The sequence below is a fragment of the Bradyrhizobium sp. Ai1a-2 genome (assembly GCF_000426245.1).
Lineage (GTDB): Bacteria > Pseudomonadota > Alphaproteobacteria > Rhizobiales > Xanthobacteraceae > Bradyrhizobium.
In genome coordinates this window covers 1-12,965 of sequence record NZ_AUEZ01000083.1, presented here as the reverse complement: position 1 = coordinate 12,965, position 12,965 = coordinate 1, and the positions used below count along the sequence as shown (strand labels likewise).

The 12,965-nt window shown below is 62.8% G+C and carries 17 protein-coding genes; 7 read left to right on the top strand and 10 right to left on the bottom strand.

Annotated features, from left to right (window positions below; all coding sequences use genetic code 11):
* Positions 1–121: 121 nt before the first annotated feature.
* Positions 122–1,258, top strand: coding sequence for a tRNA guanosine(34) transglycosylase Tgt (tgt, locus tag K288_RS0135320; protein WP_027583781.1), 1,137 nt, complete (start codon positions 122–124; stop codon positions 1,256–1,258).
* A gap of 61 nt (positions 1,259–1,319) precedes the next feature.
* Here the strand turns inward: tgt and K288_RS0135315 are convergent, their stop codons facing one another.
* Complete coding sequence (locus K288_RS0135315; RefSeq protein WP_027583780.1) at positions 1,320–1,535, bottom strand: hypothetical protein; 216 nt, start codon at positions 1,533–1,535, stop codon at positions 1,320–1,322.
* Positions 1,536–1,767: 232 nt separating this feature from the next.
* On the opposite strand from K288_RS0135315, the gene cysK reads away from it, so the two are divergent.
* Positions 1,768–2,745 carry a cysteine synthase A gene (gene cysK / locus K288_RS0135310; RefSeq protein ID WP_027583779.1) on the top strand — a complete coding sequence of 326 codons (978 nt, stop codon included), beginning with the start codon at positions 1,768–1,770 and terminating at the stop codon, positions 2,743–2,745.
* Positions 2,746–2,747: 2 nt separating this feature from the next.
* Positions 2,748–2,987 (top strand): BrnA antitoxin family protein, encoded by a 240-nt coding sequence (locus tag K288_RS0135305; protein WP_027583778.1) that lies wholly within the window; start codon positions 2,748–2,750, stop codon positions 2,985–2,987.
* Positions 2,988–3,060: 73 nt separating this feature from the next.
* Here K288_RS0135305 and K288_RS0135300 read toward each other — a convergent pair whose 3' ends face one another.
* The gene (locus tag K288_RS0135300; RefSeq protein ID WP_027583777.1) at positions 3,061–4,497 is read right to left on the bottom strand and encodes a caspase family protein; all 1,437 of its coding nucleotides are present in this window, start codon (positions 4,495–4,497) and stop codon (positions 3,061–3,063) included.
* A gap of 183 nt (positions 4,498–4,680) precedes the next feature.
* Positions 4,681–5,559, bottom strand: coding sequence for a DMT family transporter (locus K288_RS0135295; protein ID WP_027583776.1), 879 nt, complete (start codon positions 5,557–5,559; stop codon positions 4,681–4,683).
* 164 nt (positions 5,560–5,723) lie between these two features.
* On the opposite strand from K288_RS0135295, the gene K288_RS0135290 reads away from it, so the two are divergent.
* Both K288_RS0135290 and K288_RS0135285 read left to right on the top strand, forming a co-directional pair.
* The gene (locus tag K288_RS0135290) at positions 5,724–6,122 is read left to right on the top strand and encodes a RidA family protein (protein WP_027583775.1); all 399 of its coding nucleotides are present in this window, start codon (positions 5,724–5,726) and stop codon (positions 6,120–6,122) included.
* Positions 6,123–6,132: 10 nt separating this feature from the next.
* Positions 6,133–6,333 (top strand): hypothetical protein, encoded by a 201-nt coding sequence (locus K288_RS0135285; RefSeq protein ID WP_027583774.1) that lies wholly within the window; start codon positions 6,133–6,135, stop codon positions 6,331–6,333.
* A gap of 48 nt (positions 6,334–6,381) precedes the next feature.
* Here K288_RS0135285 and K288_RS0135280 read toward each other — a convergent pair whose 3' ends face one another.
* The 6 genes from K288_RS0135280 to K288_RS0135260 all read right to left on the bottom strand — a co-directional run bounded on the left by K288_RS0135280 (position 6,382) and on the right by K288_RS0135260 (position 10,407).
* Positions 6,382–6,933 carry a hypothetical protein gene (locus tag K288_RS0135280; protein ID WP_027583773.1) on the bottom strand — a complete coding sequence of 184 codons (552 nt, stop codon included), beginning with the start codon at positions 6,931–6,933 and terminating at the stop codon, positions 6,382–6,384.
* The gene (locus K288_RS55065) at positions 6,878–7,234 is read right to left on the bottom strand and encodes a hypothetical protein (protein WP_084799965.1); all 357 of its coding nucleotides are present in this window, start codon (positions 7,232–7,234) and stop codon (positions 6,878–6,880) included. The genes K288_RS0135280 and K288_RS55065 overlap by 56 nt, the downstream gene beginning before the upstream one ends.
* 197 nt (positions 7,235–7,431) lie before the next feature.
* On the bottom strand, positions 7,432–8,031 hold the full coding sequence (locus tag K288_RS0135275; RefSeq protein ID WP_027583772.1) for a formyltransferase family protein: 600 nt from the start codon (positions 8,029–8,031) through the stop codon (positions 7,432–7,434).
* Positions 8,032–8,291: 260 nt separating this feature from the next.
* Complete coding sequence (locus K288_RS0135270) at positions 8,292–9,581, bottom strand: hemolysin family protein (RefSeq protein ID WP_027583771.1); 1,290 nt, start codon at positions 9,579–9,581, stop codon at positions 8,292–8,294.
* A gap of 253 nt (positions 9,582–9,834) precedes the next feature.
* Positions 9,835–10,083, bottom strand: coding sequence for a hypothetical protein (locus K288_RS0135265; protein ID WP_027583770.1), 249 nt, complete (start codon positions 10,081–10,083; stop codon positions 9,835–9,837).
* Positions 10,084–10,203: 120 nt separating this feature from the next.
* Positions 10,204–10,407 (bottom strand): hypothetical protein, encoded by a 204-nt coding sequence (locus K288_RS0135260; RefSeq protein ID WP_027583769.1) that lies wholly within the window; start codon positions 10,405–10,407, stop codon positions 10,204–10,206.
* Positions 10,408–11,489: 1,082 nt separating this feature from the next.
* Between K288_RS0135260 and greA the strand changes: the two genes are divergently transcribed.
* On the top strand, positions 11,490–11,978 hold the full coding sequence (gene greA, locus K288_RS0135250; protein ID WP_027583768.1) for a transcription elongation factor GreA: 489 nt from the start codon (positions 11,490–11,492) through the stop codon (positions 11,976–11,978).
* A gap of 31 nt (positions 11,979–12,009) precedes the next feature.
* Here the strand turns inward: greA and K288_RS0135245 are convergent, their stop codons facing one another.
* On the bottom strand, positions 12,010–12,240 hold the full coding sequence (locus K288_RS0135245; RefSeq protein ID WP_027583767.1) for a hypothetical protein: 231 nt from the start codon (positions 12,238–12,240) through the stop codon (positions 12,010–12,012).
* 454 nt (positions 12,241–12,694) lie between these two features.
* Here K288_RS0135245 and K288_RS0135240 point away from each other — a divergent pair.
* The coding region (locus tag K288_RS0135240) for an IS5 family transposase (protein ID WP_027583766.1) at positions 12,695–12,965 on the top strand (271 nt) is incomplete at its 3' end.

Sequence of the window (12,965 nt, the reverse complement as noted above, 5' to 3'; positions counted from 1 at the left end):
CGCGGTCATCATGGTGGTGGAACTTATGCGGGAGAGTTTCCGCGTCGTCAACGGCTTTGCGGGCAGAAAAACGACGTCAGCGCGGTTGAACGAGGCCCGCGGGCGCGCCATAAGCGGCCGCATGAGCCTTCCCAATCATTTCGAATTGCTCGCGACTGACGGCAATGCCCGTACCGGCCGGCTGACCACGCCGCATGGCGCGGTGCGCACGCCGGCCTTCATGCCGGTCGGCACCGCCGGCGCGATGAAGGGCATGCACTGGCGCGAGGTGCGCGATGCTGGCGCCGACATCGTGCTCGGCAACACCTATCATTTGATGCTGCGGCCGGGCGCCGAGCGCATCGCAGCCTTGGGCGGCCTGCAGACGTTCACCGGCTGGAACGGGCCGATGCTGACGGACTCCGGCGGCTTCCAGGTGATGTCGCTGTCGGAGCTGCGCAAGGTCAGCGAGAACGCCGTGACGTTCCGCTCGCATATCGACGGCGCCAAGGTCGAGCTGTCGCCCGAGCGCTCGATCGAGGTGCAGCGGTTGCTCGGCTCCGACATCGCGATGCAGATGGATGAATGCGTACGACTGCCGGCGGAGCGCGACGATATCGAGCGCGCGATGCGGCTGTCGCTGCGCTGGGCCGAGCGCAGCAAGCGCGCTTTCGAGACGGCACCTGCCGGCTACATGCTGTTCGGCATCGTGCAGGGCGGCGATGTGCCGGAGCTGCGCCGCCGCAGCGCCGAGGCGCTGGTCGAGATCGGCTTTCACGGTTACGCGATCGGCGGGCTCGCGGTCGGCGAGCCGCAGGCGGTGATGCTTGCGATGATCGAGGAGACCGCGCCGGTGCTGTCCGCGGACCGTCCGCGCTATCTGATGGGCGTCGGCACGCCCGAAGACATCCTTGAAGCGGTGGCACGCGGCATCGACATGTTCGACTGCGTGATGCCAACGCGGAACGGACGCCATGGCGTAGCGTTCACCCGGTTCGGGCCGGTGAACCTGCGCAACGCGCGCCACGCCGACGATCCGCGTCCGCTGGATGAAGAGAGTGCGTGGCCTTCCGCGCGCAGCTATTCACGTGCCTATCTGCATCACCTCGTGAAATCGGGGGAAACGCTTGGCGCAATGCTGCTGTCGGAAATCAACATCGCCTACTACCAGCAGCTCATGCAGGACATTCGCGCCGCAATCGCAGGCGACAGATTTGAGGATTTCCAAAAGCAAACGCGCGCCGACTGGGCGCGCGGTGACATCGCTGCGAAGCCTTAGGCCTACTGACGCGCTTTCTTCACGCGAACCGGTCTCCACTTCGCTCGAAAACGCTACGTTATCAGTTGCAGGCGAAGCGCTTGACCGAATGCTTGGTCACGAAACCGTAACCGCAGGTGTCGCAGGTCCAGAGATAGCTGATGATGTAGTCGTGCATATAGGCGGACGCTTCCGCGGCTATCATGGAGTCGGCACATACCGGACAAGTCGGCAGATCGCACCCGCGCGGATCAGGACGAACCGCGATGGTCGACGGGATTTCAGCAATTGCTGTCATCGTGACCTCCTTGCGATCTGTGGGGAGCTTAACCTGCACCTAACTTATACACCGATTTATTTGACGGTGTCGCAACACAAATACGTTGGTTTATCGCGATTTAGAAACATTTCGCTATTGCGATGCAGCGATTTGTTAGTCGATCGTTTTCCCTTCTTGCGCTGCGGTGCGCCCTGTTCCTAACTAACGAGGACCGCGATTTTGGCGGCACATTTTGCACAGGAGTCCCGAGATGGATGCGCCTTCAACTACGCGTGCAGTGCAACGGCCGGGACGAGGGCTGGTCTATGACTCGATCGTGGACGCGTTCGGCAACACGCCGATCGTCCGCCTGCGCCGATTGCCGCAGGCCCACGGCGCGCACGCGACGATCCTCGCCAAGCTGGAATATTTCAATCCGGCGGCGAGCGTGAAGGATCGCATCGGCGCTGCGATGATCATCGCGATGGAAAAGGCCGGCATCATCAATGCCGAAACCGTGCTGATCGAGCCGACCTCAGGCAATACCGGCATCGCGCTGGCCTTCGTCGCGGCCTCGCGCGGCTATCGGCTGAAGCTGGTGATGCCGGAATCGATGTCGGTCGAGCGCCGCAAGATGCTGGCGTTCCTCGGCGCCGAACTCGTGCTGACGCCGGCTGCGCAGGGCATGAAAGGCTCGATCGCGACCGCGGAAGAGCTTGTGCGCACGACGCCCAACGCGGTGATGCCGCAGCAGTTCAAAAACCTCGCCAACCCCGAGATCCATCGCCGCACCACCGCGGAGGAGATCTGGAACGATACCGGCGGTAACATAGACTATTTCGTCGCGGGCGTGGGCACCGGCGGCACCATCACCGGCGTCGGGCAGGTGTTGAAGCCGCGCAAGCCATCGCTGCGCATCGTCGCCGTCGAGCCCGAGGAGAGCCCGGTGCTGTCGGGCGGCCAGCATTCGCCGCACAAGATCCAGGGCATCGGCGCCGGTTTCATTCCTGACATCCTCGATCGTTCCGTGATTGACGAGATCGTCAAGGTCAACAGCACCACCGCGATCGAGATGTCGCGCGCGCTGGCGCGCAACGAGGGCATTCCCGGTGGCATCTCGTCGGGGGCGGCGATCGCCGCCGCGCTTGAGATCGGCAAGCGGCCGGAAGCGGCGGGGAAAACCATCCTGGCCGTGGTGCCGTCGTTTGCCGAGCGCTATCTGTCGACGGCGCTGTTTGAAGGGATCTAGCAATGGCCGATCAACCGAGGCGCCCGCGCACGCTGAACGACGCCCGCAGCGAAGCGGAGGCGGCGTTCAAGCGCGCCACCACCAAGGTGGCCGAAGCGCCGCCGAAGAAGAATTCCGTTCCCGGAGTGAAAGAGCAGGTCACGCTACGGATCGACCAGGACGTGCTGGAATGGTTCCAGGGGAGCGGTCCTGGCTGGCAGGACCGCATCAACGAGGCGCTGCGCAAGGCGGCGGGGAAGTAGCTCCAACGCGGAGCCGCCAGAAACCGAAAAGCCCGGCGCGAGCCGGGCTTTTCGTTGATGTTTCACAGGCGCGTTAGCGACGGAACGCGCCGCCCAGCATGCCACCCACGACGCCGCCGACGAAGGCCGCTCCGGGATCGATGCCACCGCCCTGATGGCGGGGAGCGCCGCCACCACCTCCACCTCCGCCGCCACCACCGCTGGCGCGGCGGCGCGGACGCTCTTCATCGCTCGAACTTGTCGACGTCGTCGCCACGACCTCCGTCAGCAGCGCCTTGTGCTGCAGGCGGTTGAGGTAGCCGCTCTTCGGATAGCCGCGCGCGGCCTGCCAGCGCGTGATCACGGTGCGGGTCGGCTCGTCGAACTTGCCCGTGGCCTTGAGGTCGAAACCGAGCCCGTTGAGGCGGCGCTGCACGTCACGGCGCTGGCCCTTGTCGAGGCCGATCTGGTCCTCGGTGACCTGGCTCGCTTCCTCGGTGAAGGTCGCAGGATCGATGCCGGCGGTGAGGTTGCGCGTCTGCGTGCTCGGAGCTGCACCGCTCTCGAGCGCGGCGATGCGGGCAAGGGCGAGCGAACGGAACTGGCCGTTCGGATAGCTCGAGAGGTAGGCGTTGAACTCTTCGGTCTTGTTGGAGTCCTTGATCGAACGCCAGAACTCGAGCTCGACGTCCGAGCTCGGCGCCGCTGCAACCGCAGTCGATGCCGCTGGGGTGCCCGCGGCCGTCGGCGTGTCGTTCGCCGGCGCGCCGTTGAGATAGACCGAGCCGATCAGGTTGGTGTGACCCCAGGGCAACTGGCCCTTGTTGGTCTCCTCATTGACCTGCGCGCGGACCTTGGTCATCGCCTGCTGGATCTCGACGCCGGGCTGGGTGATGTTGGCGATCAGCGCCCGCGTGAACGGGCTGTTGGCGCCTTCCTGGCCATCGAGCGCGGTCTGGCCCGGGCCGGTTGCGAACGCGATCAGCGTGCCTTCGCCGGATTTCATTTCGGCAAGGCCGGTCTGCACGTTGACGCTTCGGGTCGGCGAGTTCGACTTGATCTTGGCGGCGAACGGGTTGTCGCGGCAAGCATCGAGGAACACCAGCTTGACCTTGGCGTCGCTCATGGTCTGGTCAAGCGTGAGATCGATGTTGATCGCGGAGCCCAGCTTGACGTCCATCTCCGACTTGATGTCGGCATCGACCGGCAGGAGATAGTTGGTGCCGCTGATCGCGATGCCGTGGCCGGCATAATAGAACACCGCGATATCGGCTCCCTGCGCCTTCTTGCCGAAGTCGAGCAGCTTCTCGGTCATCTTGTCGCGGGTGAGGTTGGTGCCCTCGACCACTTCGAATCCGACATTGCGCAATGCGCTCGCCATCGACTTAGCGTCCATGGTCGGATTGGGCAGCGGCGTCACGTTCTTGTAGGCGCCGTTGCCGACGACGAAGGCGACGCGTCTGTCGGCATGGGCGGCGGTTGCAGTGAGCGCCACACAGATCAAGGACGCGAGGAGGGTAAGGGTGCGCATCTGAAATCCCCCAGCAGAATCGAAAAGATTTTGGCTATAACGCGTTGCGTGAGCCTACACGAAAACACCGCCGTTCACGCAGCAAAAAAATACCGCAGCGGTCGAGGGCGATGTCCCGTCGCCATGAAGCATGCCACAACATGCGCCGCGACTGCGTGATCCACATCACAGCCGTGCCGAATGTCAGGTCCCTGCGCGGGCGTGGGCCGGCGCGTTCGGTTTCAGGTTCAAGAGATTGCCAGTCAGAATCAGCACTGCGCCGAGCACGGTGAACAGGTCGAGCCGCTCCGAATAGATCAGCCAGCCCGCAGTCGCGGTCAGCGGCACCCGGAGGAAGTCCATCGGGATCACAACAGTCGCATCCGCGTGCAGCAGCGCGCGAGCCATGCAGTAGTGCGAGAAAGTGCCGCAGAAGGCGATCAGGACGACCCATACCCAGACATGCGCCGGCGGCCATGTCCAGACATAGAGCGACGGCAACAAGCCTGCCGCCGACTGCACGACCAGCATCCAGAAGATGATCGCCAGCGTCTGCTCGGTGCGGGTCAGCGACTTCACCATCGCAACCGAGATGCCGAAACCCACGGCCGCGGCAAGCGCGATCAATTGGCCCGGATTGACCTCGCCTGTGGCGGGGCGGACGATGATGATCACGCCAATCAGGCCGAGCACGATCGCTGCGATCTTCCACGCCGTCATGCGCTCGCCGAGGAAGGCCGCCGCGAGGATCGCCGTCCAGATCGGCATCGTGAATTCGATCGCCACCACCTGGCCGATCGGAATCAGCGTCAGCGCGAAAAACCAGCCAAGCTGTGCGCCATAATGGATCAAATTGCGCGCGATGTGCATGTGCACGCGCGCGGTCTTCAGGATCGACAATCCACCACTCGCGTGGATCAGCGGGTAGAGCATGAAGAAGCCGAGGATCGAGCGCGCTTCCATCAACTGAAACACGTTCATGTCCTGCATCGCTTCGCGGCCGGAGATCGCGATGACCAGCATCAGCGTGAGCCAGCCGGCCATCCACAGCGCGGCCTTGGTCTTGGAAGGGGTGCGGTCCATCGGTGATGCGGAAAAGGAGAGGGGACGAGCGGGAACATCCGTATCGGCGAGGCTCACGCGATTTGCAACTCGCAATTCCGGGAAGTCAGCGATGCAGTGCCTCAGCTTTGCCGTGACCGCCCGTTCGGTGCTAAGCATGTTCCCACTTCTGGGAGGATAAATTCATGCGTGTCTTGCAACCGGCCGAATGGTCGAAACCCCGCGGCTTCTCGCACGGCGTCAGCTTCGACGCAGCAGGCAAATGGATCGTGCTGGCGGGTCAGACCGGCGGCGATGAGAAGGGCGACTACGCGCCCGACCTGGCGGCGCAGGTCGCCACTGCACTGAAGCGGATCATCAAGCTCTTGAGCGAAGCGGGCGCGGGGCCTGAGCACATCGTGCGCCTGACCTGGTACCTGACCAGCCGCGCTGAATACGAGGCCGCGGGCGGAGGAATCGGTGCGGCCTGGAAGGAGACGCTGGGGCGCAATTTCCCGCCGTCCACCCTGCTTTATATCGACGGCCTGGTCGATCAACGCGCCAAGGTCGAGATCGAAGTCACCGCCTTCGTTCCCGCAGCATAGGGTGGTGCCAATGGCAAACCGTAAAACGTCAGCGGATATCGTGACCGGCTTCGCCACCGGCTGGCCCGAACATCAGCCGGATATCATGGTGCTGTCGCTGACGACTCACCAAGGCGTGCAGGATTTTGCGTTCAACAAGGACCAGGCCCTGCTGATCGCCAAGACCATCAAGGACACCGCCGAGCGGCTGGCGAAGCCGAAGACGAGCTAAATCCCGACCGCGTGATCGTCGCCCGCGTTCGCGGGCGGCTGTCGCGCGCTATCTCGCCAACGAGATACTGGCCGCGCGGAAACCGCTGTCGGCGCTGATGCTGACGGATTGCTTGTTGCCGCTCGTGCGCATGCTGAGGTTGGCATTGAACCCGGCGGCATTGGCGGCAACCTGGAAATTACCACCGCCTCCACGGCCCTGCAGGCTCCCGCTGATCCCTCGGCTGCCCTCGGTCCAGTTGCCGGTAATTGCGCCGCCCTGGGCGACCACATCAGCTTGGAGGTTGAACTTGTAGGCATCGCTGGCGCAGGTCAGCGTCATCGCCATGTTGACGCCGCCGACGCGATAGGTCGCGCGACAGCGAATGCGCTCCCTGGAGCCGTCGTCCAAGGTCACGCTGCCACCGCCAGACCAAGTACCGGCCATTCCGGCAAACGGGCCGGACTGGGCATGGCTAGGGGAGACTGCAAACGTTGCCAGCGCAAATGCGGCTGCGAACGTTAGCCGTCGTGCGGAGAAGGATAGTTCTGAGGATTGGTGGATCTTATTGACGCGAAGCTTCCCATCGACCGCTGCACGGTACGCCTGCTGATGCCCCATTCCACTTCCCCGATCCGGAGTTGCCAGTGAGTTGACCGTTGGCATATGCACCATTGATCGAGACTCGCACAAGGCCTTCCCGGCCGACCCGACCCGAGATGGCAGCGCCCGGCGCTGAGATTTGACCGTCCGTGACCGTCACCGTGGAAGAGGTTGAAGGCTCGCAGGTTCCGCTCCTGGTGACCACGGTGACCTGCCAGAGGCCATCGTAAGGTTGCTGAGCCGAAACCGGGGCAGAAAGGAGGGCGGTGGAACCGAGAAGGGACGCAAACAGGAGTGCGCGAATGCGGTCAGGACGCATAGATCAGATTTCCTTGAAATGTGTGTGATCAGTGCGCCTTATCCGGACACAATGTGTTCAAAGTGGGCCGTCCTGTGGAGGGCGAAAAGTTCCTATGAGATCAAACACATCATGGTGAACTCTAATGGTGAACGCGCATCGTGAATCGCCGCACCGGGCGAAGGGCGCGGGCGATTCTTGCGGCAGACTTCAGGCGTTCAGTGCCCGGCGTCCGAGAGGCTCGGCGCCTTGGTCGCGAATTGCTCGTCCTGCGGCTTGGCGGGAAGGCTGCCATGGGCCCTTCCGTAGTCGATCACCTCGGCGAGCAGCCGAAGGCCCAGCGGCGCCAGCGCGCGCTCCCAGAGCTCGCGCGCTGTTTCGCCTTTCTTGACGAACACCCAGTCCTGCGCCGCGACGGCGCCGGCATCCATGCGGTCGGCGAGGTGATAGATGCTGCCGCCGGCGATCGGATCGCCTTCCTTGATGGTCCATTCCACAGCAGCCATGCCGCGATGCCGAGGCAGTAGCGAGGGATGGTAGCCGATCCCACCGAGTTTCGCCGCAGCCAGCGCTTCCTTGCTGACGCGGGCGTGGCTGTGGGCCGTCACGATCAGATCGGTGTTGGGTGCGATCTCGGAGGCCACGACGAGCTTGGGGTTGGCTTGCACCACCACATCGATCCCTGTGGCTCGGGCGGCCGCCGCCAGCCGGTCTTCGCCATCGTGCACCACGACCCTGACGACATCGACTTCGCGTTGGCGCAGCATATTCAAGGTCGCCACGCCAAAATGGCGGGAACCGACGAGGGTAATCCGCATATCTGTGTTCCGTACCTGGTCTTGCTGCTACGCCGATAGCACAGGACGACCGGCTGTCCCGCCCTCGGGGATGGACAGGTTCCTGGTTATCAACAGAACGGCGCTGCAGCGAGCCGGTCTGGCGCATGGGACGGGTGCGCAACAGCCGTCACGGCGGGGCCGGGAACCGGCGGATGTCCGGGCCCGGAGCTTCGGTTCTGACGTGTCTTCTTCACGCGAACCGGTGTCCATTTCGCTTGAAGACGCTCCGGGAAGACAAATCACGTCTCGTCCACGCGGCTGACCAAGGCCTTGTCGATCCGCCGGCCGTCGAGATCGACGATCTCGAACTGCCAGCCATGGGCCGTGACCTTCTCGCCGACATTGGGGATCGCGCCGAATTCCTGCAGCAGGAAGCCCGCGAAGGTCTGGTAGGGCCGCGGCGAGGGCAGGGTGATGCCGAGCAGGTCGGCAAATTCGAGCGCCGGCATCCAGCCCGAGATCAGGTAGGAGCCGTCATCGCGCCTGACATAAGCGGGTTCCGCCGGCCCCTCCTCGGTGTGGAACGCGCCGACGATTGCTTCGAGGATGTCGGCGCTCGTCACCACGCCCTGGAAGGTGCCGTATTCATCGTGCACCAGCCCGATATGAACCGCCGAATCGCGCAGGATCGCGATCACGTCGCGTGCATCGACGGTCTCCGGAATCACCGGCGCCTGACGGACCAGCGCGCGGATGTCCGGCGTTCCGCCCGACAAGTACGCATCGAGCAGATCCTTCGCCTGCACGATGCCAAGTGCAATGTCGCGATTGCCGTCGAACACGACCGCGCGCGAATGGTTGGTATCGAGCAGCGTTGCATAAATCTCGGAAGGGGGGTCGGCGAGGTCGATCGAACTGACCTCGTGGCGCGGCGTCATCACTGCGCCGACCGGGAGATCGCCGAGCCGCATCACGCCCGCGATCATCTCTTTCTCGCCGGGCTCGAGCACGCCGGCGTTTTCGGCTTCGACCACCAGCGTCCTGATTTCCTCCTCGCTGACCTTCTCCTCGGCTTCGCCGCGATGGCCGAGCAGCCACAGCAGCGCCTTTCCGGAGCGGTCAAGCAGCCAAACCAGCGGCAGCGAGATCCTTGCCATCCACACCATCGCCGGCGCGACCCTGACCGCAATCGCCTCCGGATCGCGCAGTGCGATCTGCTTGGGGACGAGTTCGCCCACGATCAGCGAGGCGTAGGTGATGACGGTGACGACAAGACCGACGCCGATGGCATCGGCGAGCGTCGGCGAGACATCGAGCTCCAGCAGCCATTGCGAGACCCGCTGCCCAAGCGTTGCCCCGGAAAACGCGCCCGACAGCACCCCAATCAGGGTGATGCCGATCTGCACGGTGGACAGGAATTTGCCCGGATCAGATGAAAGCGCCAGCGCTCGCCGCGAGCCGCTCACGCCCTTTTCGACCAGTCCCGCCAGCCGTGCCGGCCGGGAGGAAACGATGGCCAGTTCCGACATCGAAAGCAGGCCGTTGACGACAATCAGAACAAAAACGACCGCAAGTTCCAGATAAAGCACGATTAAACCTTTTTGACGCTCAGCCGCGACGGCACCGAACATATAGGAAGCGCAACCCGTTTGGTTGCGGCCTGCCGACGCCGTCCGGAACAGCCGCGCCGCGCAAATGTGTTAACACAGGTTCGGCTCGGCGTGAGGCGTGTCAGATCGTGAGGCTGGGGAGCGGCGGTACCATCGCAATCGCTGGCGACGGCGCAGGCAGATGGTCCGATCCTGGCGGCTTCGGGCAGTCCGCCTCGCTCAAAAAACGCTTCTAGCGCCAGGCGAGAATCCGCATTTCCGGCTTTGCGAAGCCGTGCTCTGTTTGCGCGCTCTGCCTTGGCTGCAGCTCGGCGGCGCGCTTGAGATGAGCGCGCAAGTCGGCGTTGCACTGCTTCATCTGGTTGCGCAGCTCGCGCCGACCGAAGGCCGTGAGCGACGGATCAGCGAGCTGCTGCCAGGCGGCACGAAGCCATTCCTGCAGCGCGCGGATGTCTTGATCCAAGATCTGTGGCTGTGTCATGCCGCCAAAATCTCGTGAGAAGTGATCAAAGCCGAAGTAGGTCTGATTCGTCGCAAAACACCTAGGACAAAATAGCGCCAGGGTTGCATCTGCGACCGCCGATCATCCGGATTGGCATCTTCATTCAATCCTGTCCGGATTGGAGCGCAGCATGTCCATCGCGACGCACATGCCGACGAACACCGCGGCGATCATCGCGATGTGCCGGATCTGCGCGGTGGAAAAGCCGAGATCGTCGTGAGCGACATATTCCAGCATGATCGCCGCATAGCCCGCGACAAAGACGGCAGCGATGATCGTCGGCAGGTCGAACTTGTTTTCCATGGCGGCACCGCGGTCCTACGGTGCCCTTTCTAGCGCGCCGAAGCGCTGACGGCTGTGACGTGGTTCACGTCAGCTATTCAAACGGCATTAATGTCCCGTGTCAGTCCTGAACGGGCACAGAAAAATTACTTGCGGCTCGGTAGCTGGACCGGGACATGTGGCGAGGAGCTAACCACGCGCTGACTTCCGTCTCTCTCGGTATGGCTCCTGAGAGTCTCCAGCAGCAGAAAGAATTTCTCGGCAAGCACGGCAGCCTCCATCAGTGCTTTCTAATCTGTGCGAGGCGCGCCGGCGGCAATTCAATCAATTGAACGAGAGGTTGAGGACGCAAGCCGCTGCTGCAGCGCAGTCGCTGGAGTTGATGACGAGGCCGAGCAGAGCTTGCTGGATCGTTCGGTCATGCTGCGCCGATCGCACATGCTCGATGCGTCCCGTAGTCCCCCGGATGGATCGCGCCGCTGATTTTGCGTATGACACCATCGTTCCAACAGACATCGCGCTGATGGGGCGGGGGATGGTGCGACGAGGCCCGGTCTCTGGGTTGACCGGGCCTTGTCCTTTTTTGTCTTAGGGGGCGTCACGAATATCGGCGCGTCGAGCTGGCTTTAACAGGCATTTTCCCAAGCCCGCTTCTTCAACTCGTGATCGATCGGCGTTTGCTTCCGCCGTGTCGCGAGCGCCTCGAATCGCGTTCACAACAGCCCGGTCCTTGCTTCATCGCCGATCCAGACTGCCCAGCGCCAGACGTGGCGCTGTCTGGCTTTTCGATGGCGAATTCGATTCTGAAAAAGTCGGGCCCCGGCTTGCTCGGGGGGACAATCGCCGGGGCCCTTGGGAAGGTGGATCATGTCGTCCCAATCGACGGGCAAATAACCTGTGAGGCTGCGAGCCGTTCCGTTTTTTCCTAACAATGATGCCGAATTATCCCGAATGAATTCGGATTCAATCCGCTGTTGAGCAAGCAATCGAGGAACGACACCGTTTCGGACTCGTTGGAAATCGTTGGTCTTGGAGACGAGGATGCCGGAAGAGAATGAACTGGTGGGTGGTCCGCGCTTCAGCCGAACGCGTGTGGGAGCAACATGAGCCGCGCTTTTGTCAGGGAAGGCGAGGGTCATCTCGACGATCTGCCCGATCGGCCGATCTCGGACGCGCGGAACGATGTCACCAGCGAAGGCCTTGCCCAGATCGAGACGGCAATCGCGGCCGCGCAAGAAGCATTGGCGGCGGCACAGGAGGAAGGCGATCGCTCGGCGATCGCGAGCGCCTCACGGGACCTCCGCTATTGGAGCGCGAGGCGCGGCTCCGCGCTCGTGGTGGCTGAGCCCGAGGACGACAGTCAGGTTCGCTTCGGACATGCGGTTACGATCCTGCGCGATGACGGTCGACGACAGACCTTCCGGATCGTCGGCGAAGACGAAGCGGATCCTGCTCGCGGTACCGTCTCGCACGCCTCGCCATTGGCGCGGGCGCTGTTTGGCAGGAGGGTGGGAGACGTTGTCCGCGTTGGCGGCGGCGAGGCGGAGATCCTCAACATCTCCCGCATGAATGCGCCCGGCAGCGAGGGATAGGCCGCTCATGCCGAGGGCGCTCGTTCCCAAGCTACATCACGTCGGCAAAAACGTCGTCGATAACGGCAAGAGATACCGGGATCACAGCCAGTTCGTCCTGCTCCGAAGGACCTGACGTCCCCTTGATGTCCTGGACGACCCGCCCCTTGAAGTTGCGGAGCCACTGCATCGGCTCCTCACCGCTCTGCAGTGCTTGCTCGGCCAGTATGTGGCGCATCAGAACAAGCATCGCATGCTGGTAACCGACAAAATCAACATCCATCGCGTTTCCTCGAAATGAACCAGAGCAAATCCTCACGGCGCTATCTTACACTTTCTTTGAGCCAATCCGCTTGATGAAAAACAAAACCCCCGCCAACCGGGAGGAAGGCAGGGGTTTGCGGGTGGATGGCACGAGGCCAGGTGAAACCTAGGTGTCGCCCCAAGGACCCACAATTTTAAGAAAAGCGCCGAGATCCGGTTCCGGCAAGGCGATTTTGTAGGCAGCTTTCCGACGGACCTCAGCGCATTTTCGGTTCTGATTGCATCAGGATCGAAGCTCCAGGTTCTGGTTTTGACGCGCTTTCGGCGCAGATAAGTCTACGCAATCTGCGCAAGCTTGATTGCCGTCTCAACCGGAATCCACTTCGCGCGCGAAAACGCCCTAGGCTGTGTGGACTCTTGGGATTCTCAAATCAGATGGAACGTGATTCAAGGCTTTCTTTTAGGAGGAAGCCTTGGGCGTTACGGATCGGCTCGTTCTGAGCGACAGGCAATGGGACCGTATCTCCGGCTTGATCATCGGTCGGCCGGACCAGCGTGGTTCGACAGGCCGCGACAACCGGATGTTTGTCGAGGGCGTGTTATGGATCGTGCGAACCGGTTCGCCGTGGCGTGATCTGCCCGAAGCGTTCGGCGAATGGAACAGCGTCTTCCGACGTTTCAGCCGGTGGAGCGCCAAGGGGGTCTGGCTAGGTATGTTCGAAGCGCTGGCGGATGATCCGGACT

Bases quoted from the DNA above. Each gene is read 5' to 3' on its own strand.
- cysK (WP_027583779.1), top strand. From the start codon at position 1,768: ATGGATGCGCCTTCAACTACGCGTGCAGTGCAACGGCCGGGACGAGGG.
- K288_RS0135305 (WP_027583778.1), top strand. From the start codon at position 2,748: ATGGCCGATCAACCGAGGCGCCCGCGCACGCTGAACGACGCCCGCAGC.
- K288_RS0135275 (WP_027583772.1), bottom strand. From the start codon at position 8,031: ATGCGGATTACCCTCGTCGGTTCCCGCCATTTTGGCGTGGCGACCTTG.
- K288_RS0135285 (WP_027583774.1), top strand. From the start codon at position 6,133: ATGGCAAACCGTAAAACGTCAGCGGATATCGTGACCGGCTTCGCCACC.
- K288_RS0135300 (WP_027583777.1), bottom strand. From the start codon at position 4,497: ATGCGCACCCTTACCCTCCTCGCGTCCTTGATCTGTGTGGCGCTCACT.
- K288_RS0135260 (WP_027583769.1), bottom strand. From the start codon at position 10,407: ATGGAAAACAAGTTCGACCTGCCGACGATCATCGCTGCCGTCTTTGTC.
- K288_RS0135315 (WP_027583780.1), bottom strand. From the start codon at position 1,535: ATGACAGCAATTGCTGAAATCCCGTCGACCATCGCGGTTCGTCCTGAT.
- K288_RS55065 (WP_084799965.1), bottom strand. From the start codon at position 7,234: ATGCGTCCTGACCGCATTCGCGCACTCCTGTTTGCGTCCCTTCTCGGT.
- tgt (WP_027583781.1), top strand. From the start codon at position 122: ATGAGCCTTCCCAATCATTTCGAATTGCTCGCGACTGACGGCAATGCC.
- K288_RS0135295 (WP_027583776.1), bottom strand. From the start codon at position 5,559: ATGGACCGCACCCCTTCCAAGACCAAGGCCGCGCTGTGGATGGCCGGC.
- K288_RS0135280 (WP_027583773.1), bottom strand. From the start codon at position 6,933: ATGGGGCATCAGCAGGCGTACCGTGCAGCGGTCGATGGGAAGCTTCGC.
- K288_RS0135245 (WP_027583767.1), bottom strand. From the start codon at position 12,240: ATGGATGTTGATTTTGTCGGTTACCAGCATGCGATGCTTGTTCTGATG.
- K288_RS0135290 (WP_027583775.1), top strand. From the start codon at position 5,724: ATGCGTGTCTTGCAACCGGCCGAATGGTCGAAACCCCGCGGCTTCTCG.
- K288_RS0135265 (WP_027583770.1), bottom strand. From the start codon at position 10,083: ATGACACAGCCACAGATCTTGGATCAAGACATCCGCGCGCTGCAGGAA.
- greA (WP_027583768.1), top strand. From the start codon at position 11,490: ATGAGCCGCGCTTTTGTCAGGGAAGGCGAGGGTCATCTCGACGATCTG.